This window comes from Wenzhouxiangella sp. XN24 (assembly GCF_011064545.1).
Lineage (GTDB): Bacteria > Pseudomonadota > Gammaproteobacteria > Steroidobacterales > XN24 > XN24.
The window spans coordinates 1-15,282 of record NZ_JAAMFG010000024.1 but is presented as its reverse complement, the minus strand read 5'-3'; the positions used below and the strand labels follow the sequence as shown (position 1 = coordinate 15,282).

15 protein-coding genes are annotated in these 15,282 nt (G+C 69.0%); 6 read left to right on the top strand and 9 right to left on the bottom strand.

What is annotated here, in order from left to right:
* The first annotated feature begins 98 nt into the window (after positions 1-98).
* Entirely contained in the window at positions 99-662 is a 564-nt protein-coding gene (locus G6032_RS02775; protein WP_165280615.1) for a dual specificity protein phosphatase family protein, read from the top strand.
* 42 nt (positions 663-704) lie between these two features.
* On the opposite strand, the gene nhaC is transcribed toward G6032_RS02775, so the two are convergent.
* The 4 genes from nhaC to G6032_RS02755 form a co-directional block, all read right to left on the bottom strand.
* The gene (nhaC, locus tag G6032_RS02770; RefSeq protein WP_165280614.1) at positions 705-2,201 is read right to left on the bottom strand and encodes a Na+/H+ antiporter NhaC; all 1,497 of its coding nucleotides are present in this window, start codon (positions 2,199-2,201) and stop codon (positions 705-707) included.
* Between the two features lie 73 nt (positions 2,202-2,274).
* Positions 2,275-3,612: an AarF/ABC1/UbiB kinase family protein gene (locus G6032_RS02765; protein ID WP_165280613.1), complete on the bottom strand. Its 1,338-nt coding sequence runs from the start codon at positions 3,610-3,612 to the stop codon at positions 2,275-2,277.
* A 52-nt stretch (positions 3,613-3,664) separates the two neighbouring features.
* Positions 3,665-4,459, bottom strand: a complete 795-nt coding sequence (locus G6032_RS02760; protein WP_165280612.1) for a DUF2189 domain-containing protein — start codon at positions 4,457-4,459, stop codon at positions 3,665-3,667.
* Between the two features lie 54 nt (positions 4,460-4,513).
* Positions 4,514-6,022, bottom strand: coding sequence for a GGDEF domain-containing protein (locus tag G6032_RS02755; RefSeq protein WP_165280611.1), 1,509 nt, complete (start codon positions 6,020-6,022; stop codon positions 4,514-4,516).
* Positions 6,023-6,297: 275 nt separating this feature from the next.
* Between G6032_RS02755 and G6032_RS02750 the strand changes: the two genes are divergently transcribed.
* The 4 genes from G6032_RS02750 to G6032_RS15875 all read left to right on the top strand — a co-directional run bounded on the left by G6032_RS02750 (position 6,298) and on the right by G6032_RS15875 (position 9,444).
* Positions 6,298-6,897 (top strand): glycine zipper 2TM domain-containing protein, encoded by a 600-nt coding sequence (locus tag G6032_RS02750; RefSeq protein WP_165280610.1) that lies wholly within the window; start codon positions 6,298-6,300, stop codon positions 6,895-6,897.
* 67 nt (positions 6,898-6,964) lie between these two features.
* Positions 6,965-7,336: a PepSY domain-containing protein gene (locus tag G6032_RS02745; RefSeq protein WP_165280609.1), complete on the top strand. Its 372-nt coding sequence runs from the start codon at positions 6,965-6,967 to the stop codon at positions 7,334-7,336.
* 52 nt (positions 7,337-7,388) lie between these two features.
* Entirely contained in the window at positions 7,389-8,075 is a 687-nt protein-coding gene (locus tag G6032_RS02740) for a response regulator transcription factor (protein ID WP_165280608.1), read from the top strand.
* A 7-nt stretch (positions 8,076-8,082) separates the two neighbouring features.
* Complete coding sequence (locus tag G6032_RS15875) at positions 8,083-9,444, top strand: ATP-binding protein (protein WP_165280607.1); 1,362 nt, start codon at positions 8,083-8,085, stop codon at positions 9,442-9,444.
* A 4-nt stretch (positions 9,445-9,448) separates the two neighbouring features.
* On the opposite strand, the gene G6032_RS02730 is transcribed toward G6032_RS15875, so the two are convergent.
* From G6032_RS02730 to G6032_RS02715, 4 genes are read right to left on the bottom strand one after another with little or no spacing between them, the layout of a single operon-like run.
* Positions 9,449-9,763, bottom strand: coding sequence for a hypothetical protein (locus tag G6032_RS02730; RefSeq protein WP_165280606.1), 315 nt, complete (start codon positions 9,761-9,763; stop codon positions 9,449-9,451).
* Between the two features lie 54 nt (positions 9,764-9,817).
* Entirely contained in the window at positions 9,818-10,489 is a 672-nt protein-coding gene (locus G6032_RS02725) for a DUF2064 domain-containing protein (RefSeq protein ID WP_165280605.1), read from the bottom strand.
* A 1-nt stretch (position 10,490) separates the two neighbouring features.
* Positions 10,491-11,192, bottom strand: coding sequence for a glycosyltransferase family 2 protein (locus G6032_RS02720; protein ID WP_165280604.1), 702 nt, complete (start codon positions 11,190-11,192; stop codon positions 10,491-10,493).
* The gene (locus G6032_RS02715) at positions 11,177-13,324 is read right to left on the bottom strand and encodes a bifunctional TVP38/TMEM64 family protein/FAD-dependent oxidoreductase (protein WP_240901928.1); all 2,148 of its coding nucleotides are present in this window, start codon (positions 13,322-13,324) and stop codon (positions 11,177-11,179) included. The genes G6032_RS02720 and G6032_RS02715 overlap by 16 nt, the downstream gene beginning before the upstream one ends.
* A 115-nt stretch (positions 13,325-13,439) precedes the next feature.
* Between G6032_RS02715 and G6032_RS02710 the strand changes: the two genes are divergently transcribed.
* Entirely contained in the window at positions 13,440-14,186 is a 747-nt protein-coding gene (locus tag G6032_RS02710) for a class I SAM-dependent methyltransferase (protein WP_165280603.1), read from the top strand.
* Between the two features lie 33 nt (positions 14,187-14,219).
* On the opposite strand, the gene G6032_RS02705 is transcribed toward G6032_RS02710, so the two are convergent.
* Positions 14,220-15,282, bottom strand: a 1,063-nt coding sequence (locus tag G6032_RS02705) for an HDOD domain-containing protein (RefSeq protein WP_165280602.1), incomplete at its 5' end; no start/stop codon positions are given.

The following is a 15,282-nucleotide window of genomic DNA, read 5'->3' as shown; positions in this document are numbered from 1 at the left end:
GGTTTTCCACGCGCCGCGGGCTCGCCGTAGCGAGACCCACGTCACGGTGTCGGGATTATGACGCGCCTATTCTTCCCGAGGGACACAGGGGAAGTGGCATGACAGATTTCAAGCCTTTGGCGGAAAGTTACTGGGTGGAACCGGGGCGCCTGCTCGCCGGAGAGCACCCCGGTCACTGGGACCAGGGCATCGTGCGGCGTCGGCTCGTGGCGATGCTCGACTCGGGGATCCGGTTGTTCATCGACCTGAGCGCGCGGGAAGACGCCGTGCACCCCTACAAGGCGCAGCTGGAAAAACTCTGCCGCGACCGCGGTACGACGGCCGAATATCTCTGGCAACCCATGCCCGAGGACGGCGTACCGGAACATTACGCGGACGTCGTCTATATCCTGCGGGCCATTGCGCAGGCTCTCGAGGCGGGCGAACGCGTCTATGTCCACGGCTGCGACGGCGTCGGTCGCACTGCGATGATCGTCGGTTGCTGGCTGGTCGAGCGGGGTTTCGATCCGGAGGATGCGCTCGAGGAGCTCGCCCGCCGTTTCGCCACGATGGCCAAGGCGCGGATCTACCGTTCGGCCCCGGCGAGCGCGTTCCAGGCGGAATGGGTCGAGAACTGGGAGCCGCGCCTCGCCCTGCGCGGCGAGCACAGCGTCGCGTCCTGAACGTCGTCCGCCGAGTGCCGCTCTCCTGCCGCCAAGGCGGGATCAGGCGCGCGCGCTGGAATCGATCTCCGGCATCGGCAGGCCCTCGGGGACTTTCTCGATCGTGAGACCGCGAAAGCCGAGCAGCGCCGCCACGAAGGGATTCACCAGGTTCAGGAAGCACCACGGCAGGTAGGCCAGGGTGGCGACCCCCAGCGTGGTGGCCATGTAGGCCCCGCAGGCGTTCCACGGCACCAGCGGCGATGTCAGCGTGCCCGCATCCTCGATGGTGCGCGACAGGTTTCGCGCCTTGATCCGGCGGCGGCGGAACTCGGCGCGGAACATCCGCCCCGGCAGCACGATCGCGACATACTGGTCCCCGGTGACGATATTGGTCCCGATCGAGGTGCCGATGACGGCGGCGATCAGTGCGCCCGTACTCTGTGCGACCCGAATCACGCCCTGGATGATCCGCTGCAGCATGCCGGCATGTTCCAGCACGGCACCGAGCGCCAGGGCCGAGATGACCAGCCAGATGGTGGTGAGCACGCTGCTCATGCCGCCGCGCGACAGCAGGTCGTCGACCACCGGGTTGCCGGTGTCTGCGCTGTAGCCGTCGAACAGGCTGATCCATGCGCCCTTGAGCAGGGCGAGCCCCTGGCCGATGTCCGGCGCGCCGCCGTAGGTCGCGACCAGCCCCGGCTGCAGCAGCACGGCGAATACCGCGCCCAGCAGGGCGCCGAACAGGACGACCGGCAGCGCGGGATAGCGTGCCAGCGCCAGCCCGAGCACCACGACCAGGGGGAGGAGTGTCCAGGCACTGAGATTGAAGTGCGTCGCCAGCACGTCCGGCAATTCGCCGAGGGCGAGATCGCCCGAGGGGCCGGCGCCGAGCAGCCCGACGAGAGTGAAACCGGCCATCGCGATGACAAACGACGGCCCGGTCGTATAGGTCATGTGGCGGATGTGGGTGAACAACTCGGTGCCCGCGACGGCCGGGGCGAGATTCGTCGTGTCGGACAAGGGCGACATCTTGTCGCCGAAATAGGCCCCGGAAATCACTGCGCCGGCCGTGACTTCCGGCGACATCCCGAGGCCCTGGGCGACGCCCATCAGGCCGATGCCGATGGTGCCCGCCGTCGTCCAGCTGGAGCCCACCGACACCGAGACGAGCGCGCAGACCAGGCAGGCGGTCGGATAGAAGATCGACGGGGAGAGCAGCTGTACGCCGTAGTAGATCATGGCTGGCACCGTGCCGGACAGGCTCCAGCTGCCGATCAGCGCGCCGATGGCGAACAGGATGAGGATCGCACCCATGGCGGTCGAGATGCCCTTGACGATCGCCTCGAGAATGTCGGCCCAGCGCTCGCCGTTGTAGATCGCGATCGAGGCGGCGAAGGCCGCGGTGATCGAGAGCGCGACCTGGTTGGCGCCTTGCGACGAATCCGCGCCGAACAGCCAGATCGACATTGAAAGCAGCGCCACGAGCAGCCCAACGGGGGCCAGCGACTGCAGCAAAGAGGGAATGCGCACCGCGCGGTTTTCTTCTGGCTTGCTCAATCGCCGGCTCCGGACCGCTGTGCGCGAAGCCCGCAGTATACGAGCGGGCTTGCGACAGGCAAAACGGCGCCGCTCAGATTCGTGCGAGCAGGTAGTCGCGCATCTCCACGCGCGCCCTGAGGCGCTGGCAGAGGAGAAAACTGCCGCCGAGCTTGCGGTGGAGGACCGCCGTGGATGCCGGCGGATTCCGGTATTCGCGTGAGCGGAAGACGATGTTGAGGCCCGCCGCCGCGGCCCGTGCAGAGAGATCCGAGGCGCCGAAGTCGTAGGCCCCGTCCGTCGTCAGGGGCTCGCATACCATCATGATGAGATCGACCACGAGTTGCTGGTGCCGTTCGGAGTCGCTGCTGCGCATATAACCGATCTCGGCGGCATGGCGCGCCACGCCGGCCCGGTCGTTGTCGAGAATCGCCCGGGTAATGCGGCGGTAGCGTTCCACGAACTCCTGCGGAAACTCCACCGCAGCACCGAGGTCGAGCAGGGCGATCCTGCCGTCGTCATGGCGGTAGAGATAGTTGCCGAAGTTCGGGTCGGTCTGCATGAACCTGAACTCGTAGAGTTCGCGGAACGTCAGGTCCTGGATCGCCACTGCGATGCCGTCGCGGATGTCCTGGTCCACGTCCTCGCGCACCAGTTGCTCGAGCGGCTCGCCCTCGATCCAGTCCATGGCGAGAACGCGTTTCGTGCTGAAGTCGCGATGCACACGCGGGATGATGAAGCGGTCGTCGTCGCCCAGCAGCTCGTGATAGCGCTCGAGGTTCGCTGCCTCGGTGAGGTAGTCGGCTTCCTGGCGCAGCTGTCGCTTGGCCTCGTCGATGATGTCCGACACGTCGAGCTCGCGCGGCAGCAGGCGCGCCATGTTGAGGAACATGGCGAGGTTGTCCACATCGCTGTCGATGCTCTTGGCCACCCCGGGATACTGGATTTTCAGCGCCATGACACGACCGTCGCTGGCGACCGCGCGATGCACCTGGCCGATCGATGCAGAGGCGGCGGGCTCGTAATCGAGCTCGGCGAAGCGCTCTTCCCAGCCCTTGCCGTACTCGCGGCCCAGGAGGCGCTTGACCTGCGTCTGGGGCATCACGTCGGCGGAGGCGCGCAGCACCGCCAGGGCCTCGGCGAACTCCGGCGGAAGCACCTGGCTGCTCTCCATCGACAGCAACTGCCCGAGCTTCATCGCGGCCCCCCGCATGTGGGCGAGGCGCTTGGCGAGCCGCGTGGCGTTGGCGCCCGACAGCAGGACGGAAGTGGCTGTGCCCGTGGCCTTGCCCGTGGCCCGCCGGAAGCCCTCCGCGAGCCCGCCCATCGCCATGCCGCCCGCCGTGACGCCCATGCGAAACAGCCGTCCGGTGCGCGTCACGGGAACGCGGGATTGGCGGCGGCCGGAGGGTGGTTTGGGCTTGTCGCTCACGGACGTGAGATTAGCACGACGGGTGCCCGCAAAACCTTGGCGCAGGTCCGCTTCAGGACTCCCGGCCGGGCCACGCGCCCGTGTCGACGACGTCGCGATAGGCGTGCCATGTTGCATGACCGAGCCAGGGGAAAAGCACCGCGAGCCCGACGAAGGCCGTGGCGAAACCGATTCCCGTGAGCGTGACGATGATGGCGAGCCACACCGCCATGGCGGGCTTGTTGCGCAGCGAGGCGTTGATGCTCGTGACGACCGCGGTGACGGTGTCGGTCTTGCGGTCCATCATCATCGGGATGGAGAAGGCGCTCGCTGCGAAGGTGATGGCGGCGAAGATCGATCCCACGGCCGAGCCGATCGCGAGAAAGCGCAGCAACTGGCCGGTGTCCGGCTGCGATTGGACGGGAAAAAAGACATGCACCATGGAACCCGCGCGCGCCCATACCAGGAAAACGACCAGCAATATGAGCGCGAACACCATGCTGTCGCCGATCGTCGCGCGCGCCACGTCGAAGCTGCGATCGAAGGTCGGCACGCGGCCGCGCTCGAGTTGCCAGCTGATGGCATAGAGCGCGATGGCCAGCAGGGGGCCGACGAAGACGAAGCCCGACAGCAGCGACAGGAGCATCAGCCAGCTGCCCAGCCAGAGCGCCAGCAGGCTGACGGTCCATGACAGGCCGAGCACCACGAGGCCCCAGCCGAGACTCTGTCCGGGTGCCGCTCTCAGGTCGCGCCAGCCGGCCGCCAGCCAGCGGAACGGTGCATCGATCGACACCCGGCGGCACGGTGCGACGAACGGCAGTGCATCGCCGGCATCGTCATCGGGGGGTCGCTCAGGATGGTCGCTCACGTGCTGACCTCGGTCGCGGCGGTCACCGATCTATACCACAGGCGGCCGGGAAACTCAGGCAGCGGTCGCGTCGATGCGAATCGTGTTGCGGCCGCCGCGCTTGGCGTCGTAGAGGGCCCGGTCGGCGCCGCGCACCAGGTCCACCGCGCTGGCGGCGCGGCGCGCACCGTCCATGTGCGTGGCCAGGCCGATCGAGACCGTGGCCCGGAAACGCACGCCGGCCGGACCTTCGTGGACTTCCTGCGCCACCGCGGCGCGCAGGCGTTCGAAGACCTGCTCGGCCTGCTTGAGGCCCGTGCCGGGCAGGAGGGCGACGAACTCCTCGCCGCCGTAGCGCATGATGAAGTCGCGTTCGCGCAGGTGCTCCGAAAGCACGCTGGCGACACGCGACAGCACCGTGTCGCCGACCTGGTGGCCATAGGTGTCGTTGACGGCCTTGAAGTGGTCCAGGTCGATGAAGCCGATCGTGAGCGGCCAGCCGCTCTCCGTCGCCATGACGAACTCGGTTTCGAGCACCTCGTCGAAACGACGCCGGTTCAACAGCCCGGTGAGGGCGTCGCGGCTCGCGCTCTCGCGCAGCTGCTTGGTGGTGCGTTCCATTTCCTGCACCTTGCGCTGCTGCTCCGTAACTTCCTGGATGAGGTGCAGGTTGCGTGCTGCGAGGATCTCGCGCGCCTGGTCGATGACCCCGGCCGCCTTGCGGGCCGAAATGATCTCCGTGTCGTACAGCGACGCCACTTCCGGGAGCACCTCGGCGACCTCGTTGAGCAGCGGTTCGATGGCGCTGTGCGGGATGCCGAGCAGGCGCGCTGCGCCATCCGCCACGCGGTCCGTGCCGGCCTGCCGGTCCTCGCCGAGAAACAGGTCCGCGACCTGTCCCGCCACGGCGACGCATTTCACGAACAGCGCATCATCGCCGCTGAGATTGACACTCTGCGGGTCGTGCACACCGGACGCCACCGTGGCCATCCGCTTGGGCAGTCCCCAGTTGGTCATGAGCCATTCGCCCGCCTCGCCATGGTCCGCGCCCAGCGAGGCGCGCTCCTTCTCCAGCAGGTCGTCGTGATCGCGGGCTTCCATCACCAGCGGCCGATAGACCTCCGGCATGGCCGCATCAAGCGCAAGGATGCCGAGGTCCTGGAGCAGTCCGGCGAGAAACAGTTCCTCGAGATCGCGCATGTTCAGGTGTGCGCCGAGCAGCCGCGCGGCGGACGCCGAGATCAGCGCGCGACGCCAGACCATCTGGGTCACATGGGCGCCGTTGGGGCCGTCGGTGAGGGCCTCCGCGAGCGAGAAGCTCAGCGCGACGGTCATGGTGGCGTTCAGCCCGATGACGACGAGGGCCTGGCGCAGGTTGTCGCTGCGCCGCCGCTGCGCGTACAGGGCGGAGTTGCTGGCGCGCAGTACCCGACTGGCCAGCGCGGGATCCCGGGCGAGCAACCGCGAAAGGGCGGTGAGATCGACATTGGGGTCGCGACCGAGCTCCACGATCCGGATGGCGATTCCCGGCGGGCTCGGTAGGTTCGGGCAATACTGCAGTGCTTCGCGGATTTCTGGGGTCATGACAGCCTGTGCCGGGGGAGGCGCGGTCGCGCTACCGTCTTTATGTTTTCGGCCGCCAGACCGGAGTCTTTACGCCGAGTCGCTAATTTAACTCAGTCTTAGCCCGGGAAAAGTAACCGTCGCCTCCAGTCCGGTCAACCCATACCGGGACCGTCGCAGCAGACGCTACGGGCCTCGATCGTTCAGCTTCGGTTCAGCGATAACCGCCTAGGCTGTTATTGAGCCTGCCGGACCACAAGTGGTGCCGGCAGCCCTGAGAAACATGGAGAAGCGCGATGAACAAGAACCTGAAGCTGAAGTCGGCGGTCGGCGCCTTGCTGGTCTGCCTGGCCGGGAGCGCGAGCGCGGCGGGCCCTCGGGGCACGGATATCGACTACGCGCGCGTCGTGGATGTCGTGCCCATCGTGCAACGCGTCCGGGTCGAGACCCCCGCTCGCGAGTGCTGGCAGGAAACAGAGTACCAGACGGTGCGCCATGAGACGCGCGGTTATTCGCGGGGTGACGGGCGGGTGCAGTCCGCGGCCCCGACGATCGCGGGCGGGATTCTCGGCGGGGTCATCGGGCGGCAGTTCGGCAGCGGCAGCGGCCGCGACGCCATGACCGCCGTGGGCGCGCTGGTCGGCGCGTCGATGGCTTCGCAGGCGGCGCACAACGAAGCCTACGGCCGGAGCAGCCGCCACGTGGCCTACGAGGAACGCCCGGTCACGGTGGAGCGCTGCCGCACGACCGTGAGCCACCACGAAGAGGAGCGCGTCGAGGGTTATCGCGTGACCTACGTCTATGCGGGGCGCCAGTACCAGACGACGATGGCCGCGGATCCCGGCAGCCGGATTCCGGTGCGTGTCACGGTGGTGCCGTCGCGAGGCCGTTTCTAGGGCGCTTGCATTCGGGTCATGGGGATTCCACCCTTGTGGCTGTCGAGGCGAGCGAACAGACCCCCTGATGCAAAACGACTCCAACCCGGGCCGCCACCGATTCCGCCGATTCCAGGCGGCGGTGGCGGCATTTTTTCTTGCCGCTTCGTTGGCCGTCACGGCAGCCACACCCGCCGTGGCCGGCGTCGCCGAGACCGGTTCCCGGCTCGCCCAGGGCTACGAACACGTGCCCCGGGTCCGGGAACGCATCGCCCAGCGCCAGGAACGTGTCAGCCTCTCCGAGGCCATCCGGCTGGTCGAGCAACGCAGCGGCGGCCGGGTATTGCGCGCGGAGACGCGCCGGGAGAAAGACCGCACCGTGCACCGCATTCGCGTCATCACCGACGATGGCCGCGTGCGCACGTGGGAAGTGGACGCCGAGAGCGGTCGGGTCCGATGACTCGGGTGGCGGCACGGCGGGCGGGCCGCGGAACCGCGAGGGGGTAGCCGGGATGCGCGCATTGCTGGTCGAGGACGACGAAACCCTGCGCCACGGCCTCGCCACCGCCATGCGCGCGGCGGGCTGGCAGGTCGATGAGGCCGCAGACGGCCGGGAGGGGCTCTATCTCGCCGAGGAGACCGCGCCGGACGTGGCGGTGGTGGATCTCGGCCTGCCGCAGATGTCCGGCATGGAGCTGATCGCAGCGCTGCGGGGCGACCGGCGGGACCTGCCCGTGTTGATACTGACGGCGCGTGACCGCTGGCAGGACAAGGTCGCGGGCCTCAAGGCAGGGGCCGACGACTACATGGTCAAGCCCTTCCATACCGAGGAACTGCTCGCGCGCCTGGAGGCGCTCGTGCGCCGTGCCGCCGGCTGGGCGCAGCCGGTGCTGGATTTCGGTGCGCTACGCTTCGAACCCGCGGCGCAGCGGGTCGAACTGCACGGCGCGCCGGTCGAACTCACGAGTTTCGAATATCGCCTGCTGGAATATCTCGTGCTGCGTGCGGGCCAGGTCGTTTCCCGCGCCGAACTGATCGATCGCCTGTACGACCAGGATTTCGACCGTGACAGCAATACCGTGGAAGTCTTCGTCGGCCGGCTGCGGCGCAAGCTCGACCCCGAGGGGACGCTCAAGCCCATCGAGACACTGCGCGGACGGGGTTACCGTTTCGCGCTGACGCCCGCGGGCGGGAGTTGATTCCGGGGTGGCGAGGGAATCGCTGCGACATCGCGTGCTGCTCAGCCTGGGAGTCGCGCTCGCGGTGTTTTTCGGCGCCACCGTGATCGCGCTCGAATGGAGTCTCGCCCAGAGTCTCGGCCGCGCTCGGGACGAGGTGCTCGATACCCAGCTGATGGCCCTGATCGCGGTGGCCGAGCCCGTGGAAGGCGCGCACACCCTCGACGTCCCGGAACCACCCGACGGCCGCATGCGAACCCCTGCATCGGGGCTTTACGCCGAGATCCGCGATGCACGTGGCGCAACGGTCTGGCGTTCGCCCTCCGCGCTCGGTATCGGCTTCGATGCCCCGCCCGGCGGGGCGCCGGGCGCCAGGCAGCGCTGGACCGATGACGGCCGGGAAGGTCCGGGCCTGGCGGCGGGCAGCATGACCGTGGAGTGGGAGTTCGACGACGGGGCCACGGCCGCGTTCCGTTTCGTGGTGGCGCAAAGCCTGGCGCCATGGCGGGACCAGCAACGCGCCTTCCGGCTCGGCCTGGTGGGCTGGTTCGCCATCCTGGCGATCGCCACGCTTGCCGTGCTCGCCGTGGTGCTGCGCCGGGTGATGCGGCCGCTGGGCCGGATCGAGCGCGAGATCAACGAAATGGAAAACGCGCGCCGGGAACGGCTCTCGACCGACTGGCCGGAGGAGTTGCGCGGCGTGGCCACCAATCTCAATGCGCTCCTCGGGCGTGAACGGGAACGGCAGCGCCGCTACCAGGAGAGCCTGGCCAACCTGGCCCACAGCCTGAAAACGCCTCTGGCGGCGATCCGTACGGTGCTGCCGGAGACCGGCGAGCGCCCGCCGGAAAATCTCGATGCCGTTCGTGGAGCACTGGCGCGCATGGACGAGATCATCGGTTGGCAGCTGCGCCGCGCTGGGGCGGTCGGTGCCGCGGACGCCGTGGGGATCGCGCCGGTGGCCGTGGCGCCGGTGGCGGTGGATCTCGCCGCCACGCTCGACAAGGTGTATGCATCCCACGAGCTCCGGTGCGAGCTCGACATTCCGCCGACGCTGCATTTTCGCGGCGACCAGGGCGACCTGCAGGAGATGCTCGGCAACCTGCTGGACAACGCCTGGAAATACGGTCGCCGCCGGGTTCGTTGCCTTGCCCGCGCATCCGCCCCGGGCTGGCTCGAGCTGCGCGTGGAGGACGACGGTCCGGGCCTCGATCCGGAACGCGCCTCGGAGGCGCTGGCGCGCGGCGCCCGCCTCGACGAGAGCCGTCCCGGCCAGGGCATCGGGCTCGCGGTGGTCAACGAACTGGTGCGCGCCTACGGCGGGGAGGTCGCCGTCGAGCAGTCATCCCTCGGGGGCGCCGCGGTGCGCCTGACGCTGCCCGCGGCCTGACCGCTCAGCGCTTGCGAGAGGCCGGCTTGGCTTCAGAGGACCTGTTGGTCCGGGCTTTTGCGCCGGCGGGCTTCGCGCCCGCGGGCTTGGCCGCAGCAGGCTTGGCGGCAACCTTCCGGGTCGTGCGCTTTGCCGTCGGTTGCTCTTCGATCATCTCGATGAGCTGGCGCCACGAATAGCGCCGCGAGGGCGCCTTGGCGTTCTTGCGGAAGTAGTAGAGGCTGCCGGCGGAGATCAGGAACCGGCCTCGCAGGTTGTCGTCGTTGTCCGTGACCCTGACCACGATGTCCAGGCCGGCTTTCCGCGGGGTTCTCGCCATCCGGAGATTCCTTTTTCTTTTCTCATGCGGCCGAGGCCGCGGCAGCCGACAAGGTTAACCCAAGCGGGCCAGGGCTGCGCGGGTCCGGTCGCTCAGCTGCCGCTGTGCCCGGGTCGGCTGCTCGAGGCGCGCCATTTCTGCCAGCATGGCGGACAGGTCGGTGAGTTCATCCACGTCGGTGAGCAGCGGCAGCTCGCGCCAGGCGCCGCAAGCGGCCATCGCCTCCCGGAAGCCGTCCGCCGTGTCGTGGCATCCGCAGGGGGGTTCCGTCCACGCCGCGGCTGCCGGCTGCCGGTTGCCGCCCAGCATCCAGAACCCCCCGTCCCGGGCGCGCCCCATGACCATGCGCGGGGCCTCGGCGGCCAGCCATTCCATGGCGATGCGCAGGTCGGCTGCGTCCAGTTGCGGCGTATCGGCGCCGAGCAGCAATGCATAGTCGTGCCGCGCGACGAGCTCCGCGTGCACCCGGCCCATGCGCGCGCCCAGGGGGCCGTCGCCCTGGGCCAGGCGAGGCAGGCCGGACCACGCGTCGTGTGCCTCGGGATCGGCTTCGGCGACCGCCCAGTACGCCGTGAGGCCGTGCAGGCCGGCGGCGACGCTGGCCACGGCGGCGGCCGCGAGCCGGTGCCAGCGGGCCGCTTCGGCATGACCCAGTCTCGCAGCGAGGCGGGTCTTGACCGGAGAGAAGCCCGGGGTCTTGACGAAGATCGCGACGCCGCCGTTCATGTCACGGCCGGTCGCGCGTCGCGGCCGACGATCGTGCGAAGCGACGTGCCTGTGTCACGGTCAGGCCCGCGTGGCGCAGCGTGGTGCGCATCCAGCCGTGTTCGGCATAGCGCCGCCCGCTGGTCCTGAGCGCGACGCCCAGCGGCGCGAGGCGGATCTTTGCGCGACGCGCGGCCCACACCAGGGCGTGATCCTCGCCCGCGTCCAGGGATTCGTCGAAGCCGCCGATGGCATCGAACAGCCGCCGCGGCAGCAACAGGCCCTGGTCGCCGAAGGGCAAGCCCAGCCAGCGACTGCGCAGGCGCGCCCCGAGCGCGTTCAGCCGCGTCAGCCAGGGACCGTCCGCATCGAACTCCAGGTCGAAATACCCGAGGGCCGCGCGTCCGGAAAACGCCAGCGCCGCGTTCGTGGCGGCGGCGTCGAGGCGTGAATCGGCATGCAGGAACCAGAGCGTTTCCCCTTGCGCGGCGGCCGCGCCCGTATTCTGCTGCCGCGCCCGCCCCGGAGCCGCCTCCCGCCAGTGCGCGGGGATCCGCAAGCCGTGATCCGCCGGGACAAAGTCGCGCGGGGACTCGCCGGTGACGGCCACCAGGATCAGCTCCGCGGTGTCCTCGAGGTCCGCGAGGTCTTCGAGCAGGCCGCGCCAGGCCGTTTCGCCCGGCCCGACGGGAATGATGATCGACAGCTTCAGCCGCGCCGCCAAGCGAACACCCGTTGCGCCATGCGCAGCGCGCCCTGCGGCGCATGCGCGCGCTTCCACACGCCGGCCACGTACTTGTTGGCTTCCATCATGGTCGGATAGATATGGATCGTGCCGAGCAGCTTGTTCAGCCCGAGCTTGTATTTCATCGCGAGGACGAACTCCGCGACCAGGTTGCCTGCCTCCGCGCCGACGATCGCGGCGCCCAGGATGGTGTCCTTCCCGGGCCGGGTCAGCACCTTGACGAAACCGTGGTCGGTGCCGTCGGCGATGGCGCGGTCGAGGTCGTCGATGCCGTATTTCGTGACTTCGTAGTCGATGCCCCGGGCGCGCGCCTCGTCCTCCGAGAGCCCGACCCGCGCCACTTCGGGCTCGGTGAAGGTGGCCCAGGGGATCACGCGGTAGTCGGCGCGGAACGACCAGAACGGCGCCAGCAGGCCGTTGATGGCGGCGTACCAGGCCTGGTGGGCCGCGACGTGCGTGAACTGGTACGGCCCCGCGACGTCGCCGCAGGCGTAGATGTTCGGGAAGTTGGTGCGCAGCCAGCCGTCCACGGCCAGCGTCTTGCGCTCGTCGAGCGTGACGCCGAGTTCCTCGAGACCGAAGCCCTCGACATTCGCGCGCCGCCCCAGCGCGATCAGCAGGCGATCGAAGGCGAACGCGACCTCTTCGCCGTCGCGCTCACAGATCAGCCGCTGCCCGGTCTCGTCCGTCTCGACCCGCACGGCCCGATGCCCCGTGGCGAGGTGCAGCCCCTCGGCTGCGAAGCGCGCGGCGACGGCGGCGGCGGCGTCCTCGTCTTCGCGCGGCAAGAGCCGCGGCGCCATCTCGACGATCGTCACCTCGCTGCCGAGCCGCGCGAAGCTCTGCGCCAGTTCCGCACCGATCGGCCCGCCGCCGAGCACGACGAGTCGCGCGGGCAATTCGCGCAAGCCCCAGATCGTGTCGCTGGTCAGGTACTCGATCGCGTCGAGACCCGGGAGCGGCGGCACCAGCGGCCGTGCGCCGGTCGCGAGCACGATGCTGCGGGCACTCAGGCGGCGGCCGCCGGCCTCCACTTCCCAGGGCGACACGAGCCTGGCCTCGGCTTCGATGACCTCCACGCCGAGGCCGGTGTAGCGTTCCACCGAATCGTGCGGCTCGATCTTCGCGATCACGTCCTGCACCCGTTCCATGATCCGGCCGAAATCGACGGCGATCTCCGTGTCCTCGAGGCCGTAGCGCCCGGCGTCACGCGCTTCGGCGACCAGCCTCGACGAGCGTATCAGCGCCTTGGAGGGCACGCAGCCGGTATTCAGGCAGTCGCCGCCCATGCGGTGTTTCTCGATCAGCGCGACTTTCGCTTTCACGGCTGCGGCGATGTAGGCGCTGACGAGCCCTCCGGAGCCGGCGCCGATCACGAGGAGGTTGTAGTCGAACTTCTTCGGCTTGTCGTAGCCGCGATAGACGCGCCGGCCCTGCAGCCACTGCGCCAGCCAGCGCATCAAGAGCGGCATGACGCCGATCAGCACGAAGGCCGTCACGAGACCCGGCGAGAACACGTCCGCGGGCGAGGAGATCTGCGCCAGCTGGGTGCCCGCATACACGTAGACCAGCGTGCCCGGCAACATGCCGAGCTGGCTTACCCAGAAAAACGTCCAGGTGCGCAACGCCGTGAGTCCCGCCAGGAGGTTGATCATGAAAAAAGGAAACAGCGGCACGAGTCGCAAGGTGAACAGGTAAAAGGGTCCGTCGCGCTCGATGCCGGCATCGATGGCCTTGAGACGCTCGCCATAGCGATCGCGCAGCGGCTTGCGCAGCAGGAAGCGCGCGACGAGGAACGCCAGCGTCGCGCCGACGGTGCTGGCGAAGGACACCAGCACGGTCCCGTGCAGCAGGCCGAACAGTGCGCCGGCCGCCAGCGTCATGACCGCCGCGCCGGGAATCGACAGCGCCACCACCACGACGTAGCCCGCGAAATAGGCGAGGGACGCGACCCACGGGTGGGCGCCGGTCCAGGCCTGCAGTTCCGCATGGCGCGCCTTGAGTTGCTCGAGCGTCAGCGCATCGCCGGCACCCGAAAGCCAGAGGACCACCAGCAGCGACAAGATCGCCGCGGCCGCAAGCCAGCGCCAGCGCGCTGCAGTCATTTTCATGGTTTTTGCCCGTCCATTCGCAAACGATGAGTTTACGCAAGAGACCCCGCAAAGGCGGCAAAAATTACGCCGGCGGCTCGCACCAGGCGGCGCGGGCCCGTGCTAGGCTCGCCGCGTGGCAGTATTGTGGCAGCTCGATTCCGCCGGCACGCGCTACGAGGTGCGCAGCCACGGTGCGACCCGGCGCCTGTTCAGCGACGGGGTGTTCCATTCCGCGTGGAACCCGCGGACCGGCCTGACCGGTCGTGCCTGGGACCTGTTCCTGGCCGCGGCATTCACGCGCTCCGCGCCGCCGTCGCGCATCCTGGTGCTGGGCATCGGCGCCGGCACCGCGCTGCTGCAGTACAGGCGCTTCATCGATCCCGTCACGCTCATCGGCGTGGATCTCGATGCCGTGCATATCGAAGTCGGGCGGCAGTTCTTCGGGCTCGATGCGAGCGCCGCAGAACTGTACGAGGCGGATGCCCGCGACTGGGTGGCTGCCTGGAACGGACCGCCGTTCGACCTGGTGGTAGACGACCTGTACGGCCAACGCGACGGCGAACCCGAGCGGGCCGTGCCGATGAACGGCCAGTGGGCCGCGGCGTTGTCGCGCCTCGTCGCACCGGGCGGTGTGCTGGCGGCGAACTTCATTTCCGGCCGGGAGTTGCGCGCCTGCGCGCAGCTCAAGACCGTGCGGGCGCGAGCGCCCTATGCCGCCGGTTTCCGCCTGCAGGGGCCGCGTGATCACAATGTCGTGGGCGTGTTCTGCCGGGAGGCGGCCAGTTCCGCCGCCACGCGGGCTCGGCTCCGCGCGATTCCACAGCTCGACGATCGTCGCGCGGGTGGAGGCCTGCGGTATGCGATGCGCAGGCTCTGGTGAAGCCGATCCGGCCGTGGCCCGGACAACCCCCGCTCAGGAGGCGGTTTTCTCCCGGGAGCGTTGCGACGCCGCGATCATCCGCGCAATGGCCAGCCGGACCCCCGTTTCCGCCAGCAGGTTGGGCAGGCGGGCCAGCGGCGGGATCGCGAGGTGACTCTGCAGGTGAAAGAACTCCACCTGCGCATCATTGGCGGGATCGATCTGCCCGGCATCCCGGATCCGGCCGAGCGCGATTCCCTCGGCGATCCGCGCACAGGTGTAGCTGAGCGCCAGCCTCGTCTTGCGGGGTGACGTGTCGCCCTCCGCGGGCGTGACCAGCAGGCGGTTGATATCGCGGACGTCGTCGCTGATGGCCGGGGGAAGGCCCCATTCCGCCATCAGCAGGGCGCCGATGACGGCCGCATTCGCGCCCAGCGCGAATTGTTCGTTGGCCGTGCGATCGAGCAGGCCGAGCGGCCACTGGTCGATGGCCACGCGCGGCGGCAACAGGCTGGGCATCGCGAAATCGCCCAGGAAGGTGAGCACGGTCTGCGTGGAGGCTGCGCCGACGTCGCGTACCCCCAGCTTGGGCCCGAGCAATGCGCACAGTTCGGCCGCGATCGTGCCCGCGTCGAACAAGCGGGCGTGGAAGGCCTGCAGCTCGGGGTCGTCGCTCGCAAAGGCCTGCTCGAGCGTGAACTGCAGCGCCATGTTGCGCACTGCGTTCAATCCCAGGTAAGTCACGGCGTGCGAGACGCTGACGATGGGCGAGGACAAGCCGTAGTACGCGGAGTTGACCCGGCCGATCACCTTGCCCGACAGCAGGGGCTCGTGGGTGACGAGTTCCGTGAACTTGCGCGTGTCGGCGTCGGCGAGGAAGTCGGGCGACATGAGCTGTTGTGCCGAGCGTGGCGGCAACGCGACCGTGGACAGCTGGCCGAGGAGTTCCTCGCGCCGCTGCGGCTCGAGATCATCGACCGTCAGCAGGGTGAAATCCTGCAGCTGTTCCGGGAGGACGGCTTCGTCCAGTTCGGAACGCGCGCCCGCCTCGAGGATCGCGGCGATGGCGGGGATCGGCCCGCCCGGTTCCGCCGGCACGGTCACGGGCCGGGCGACC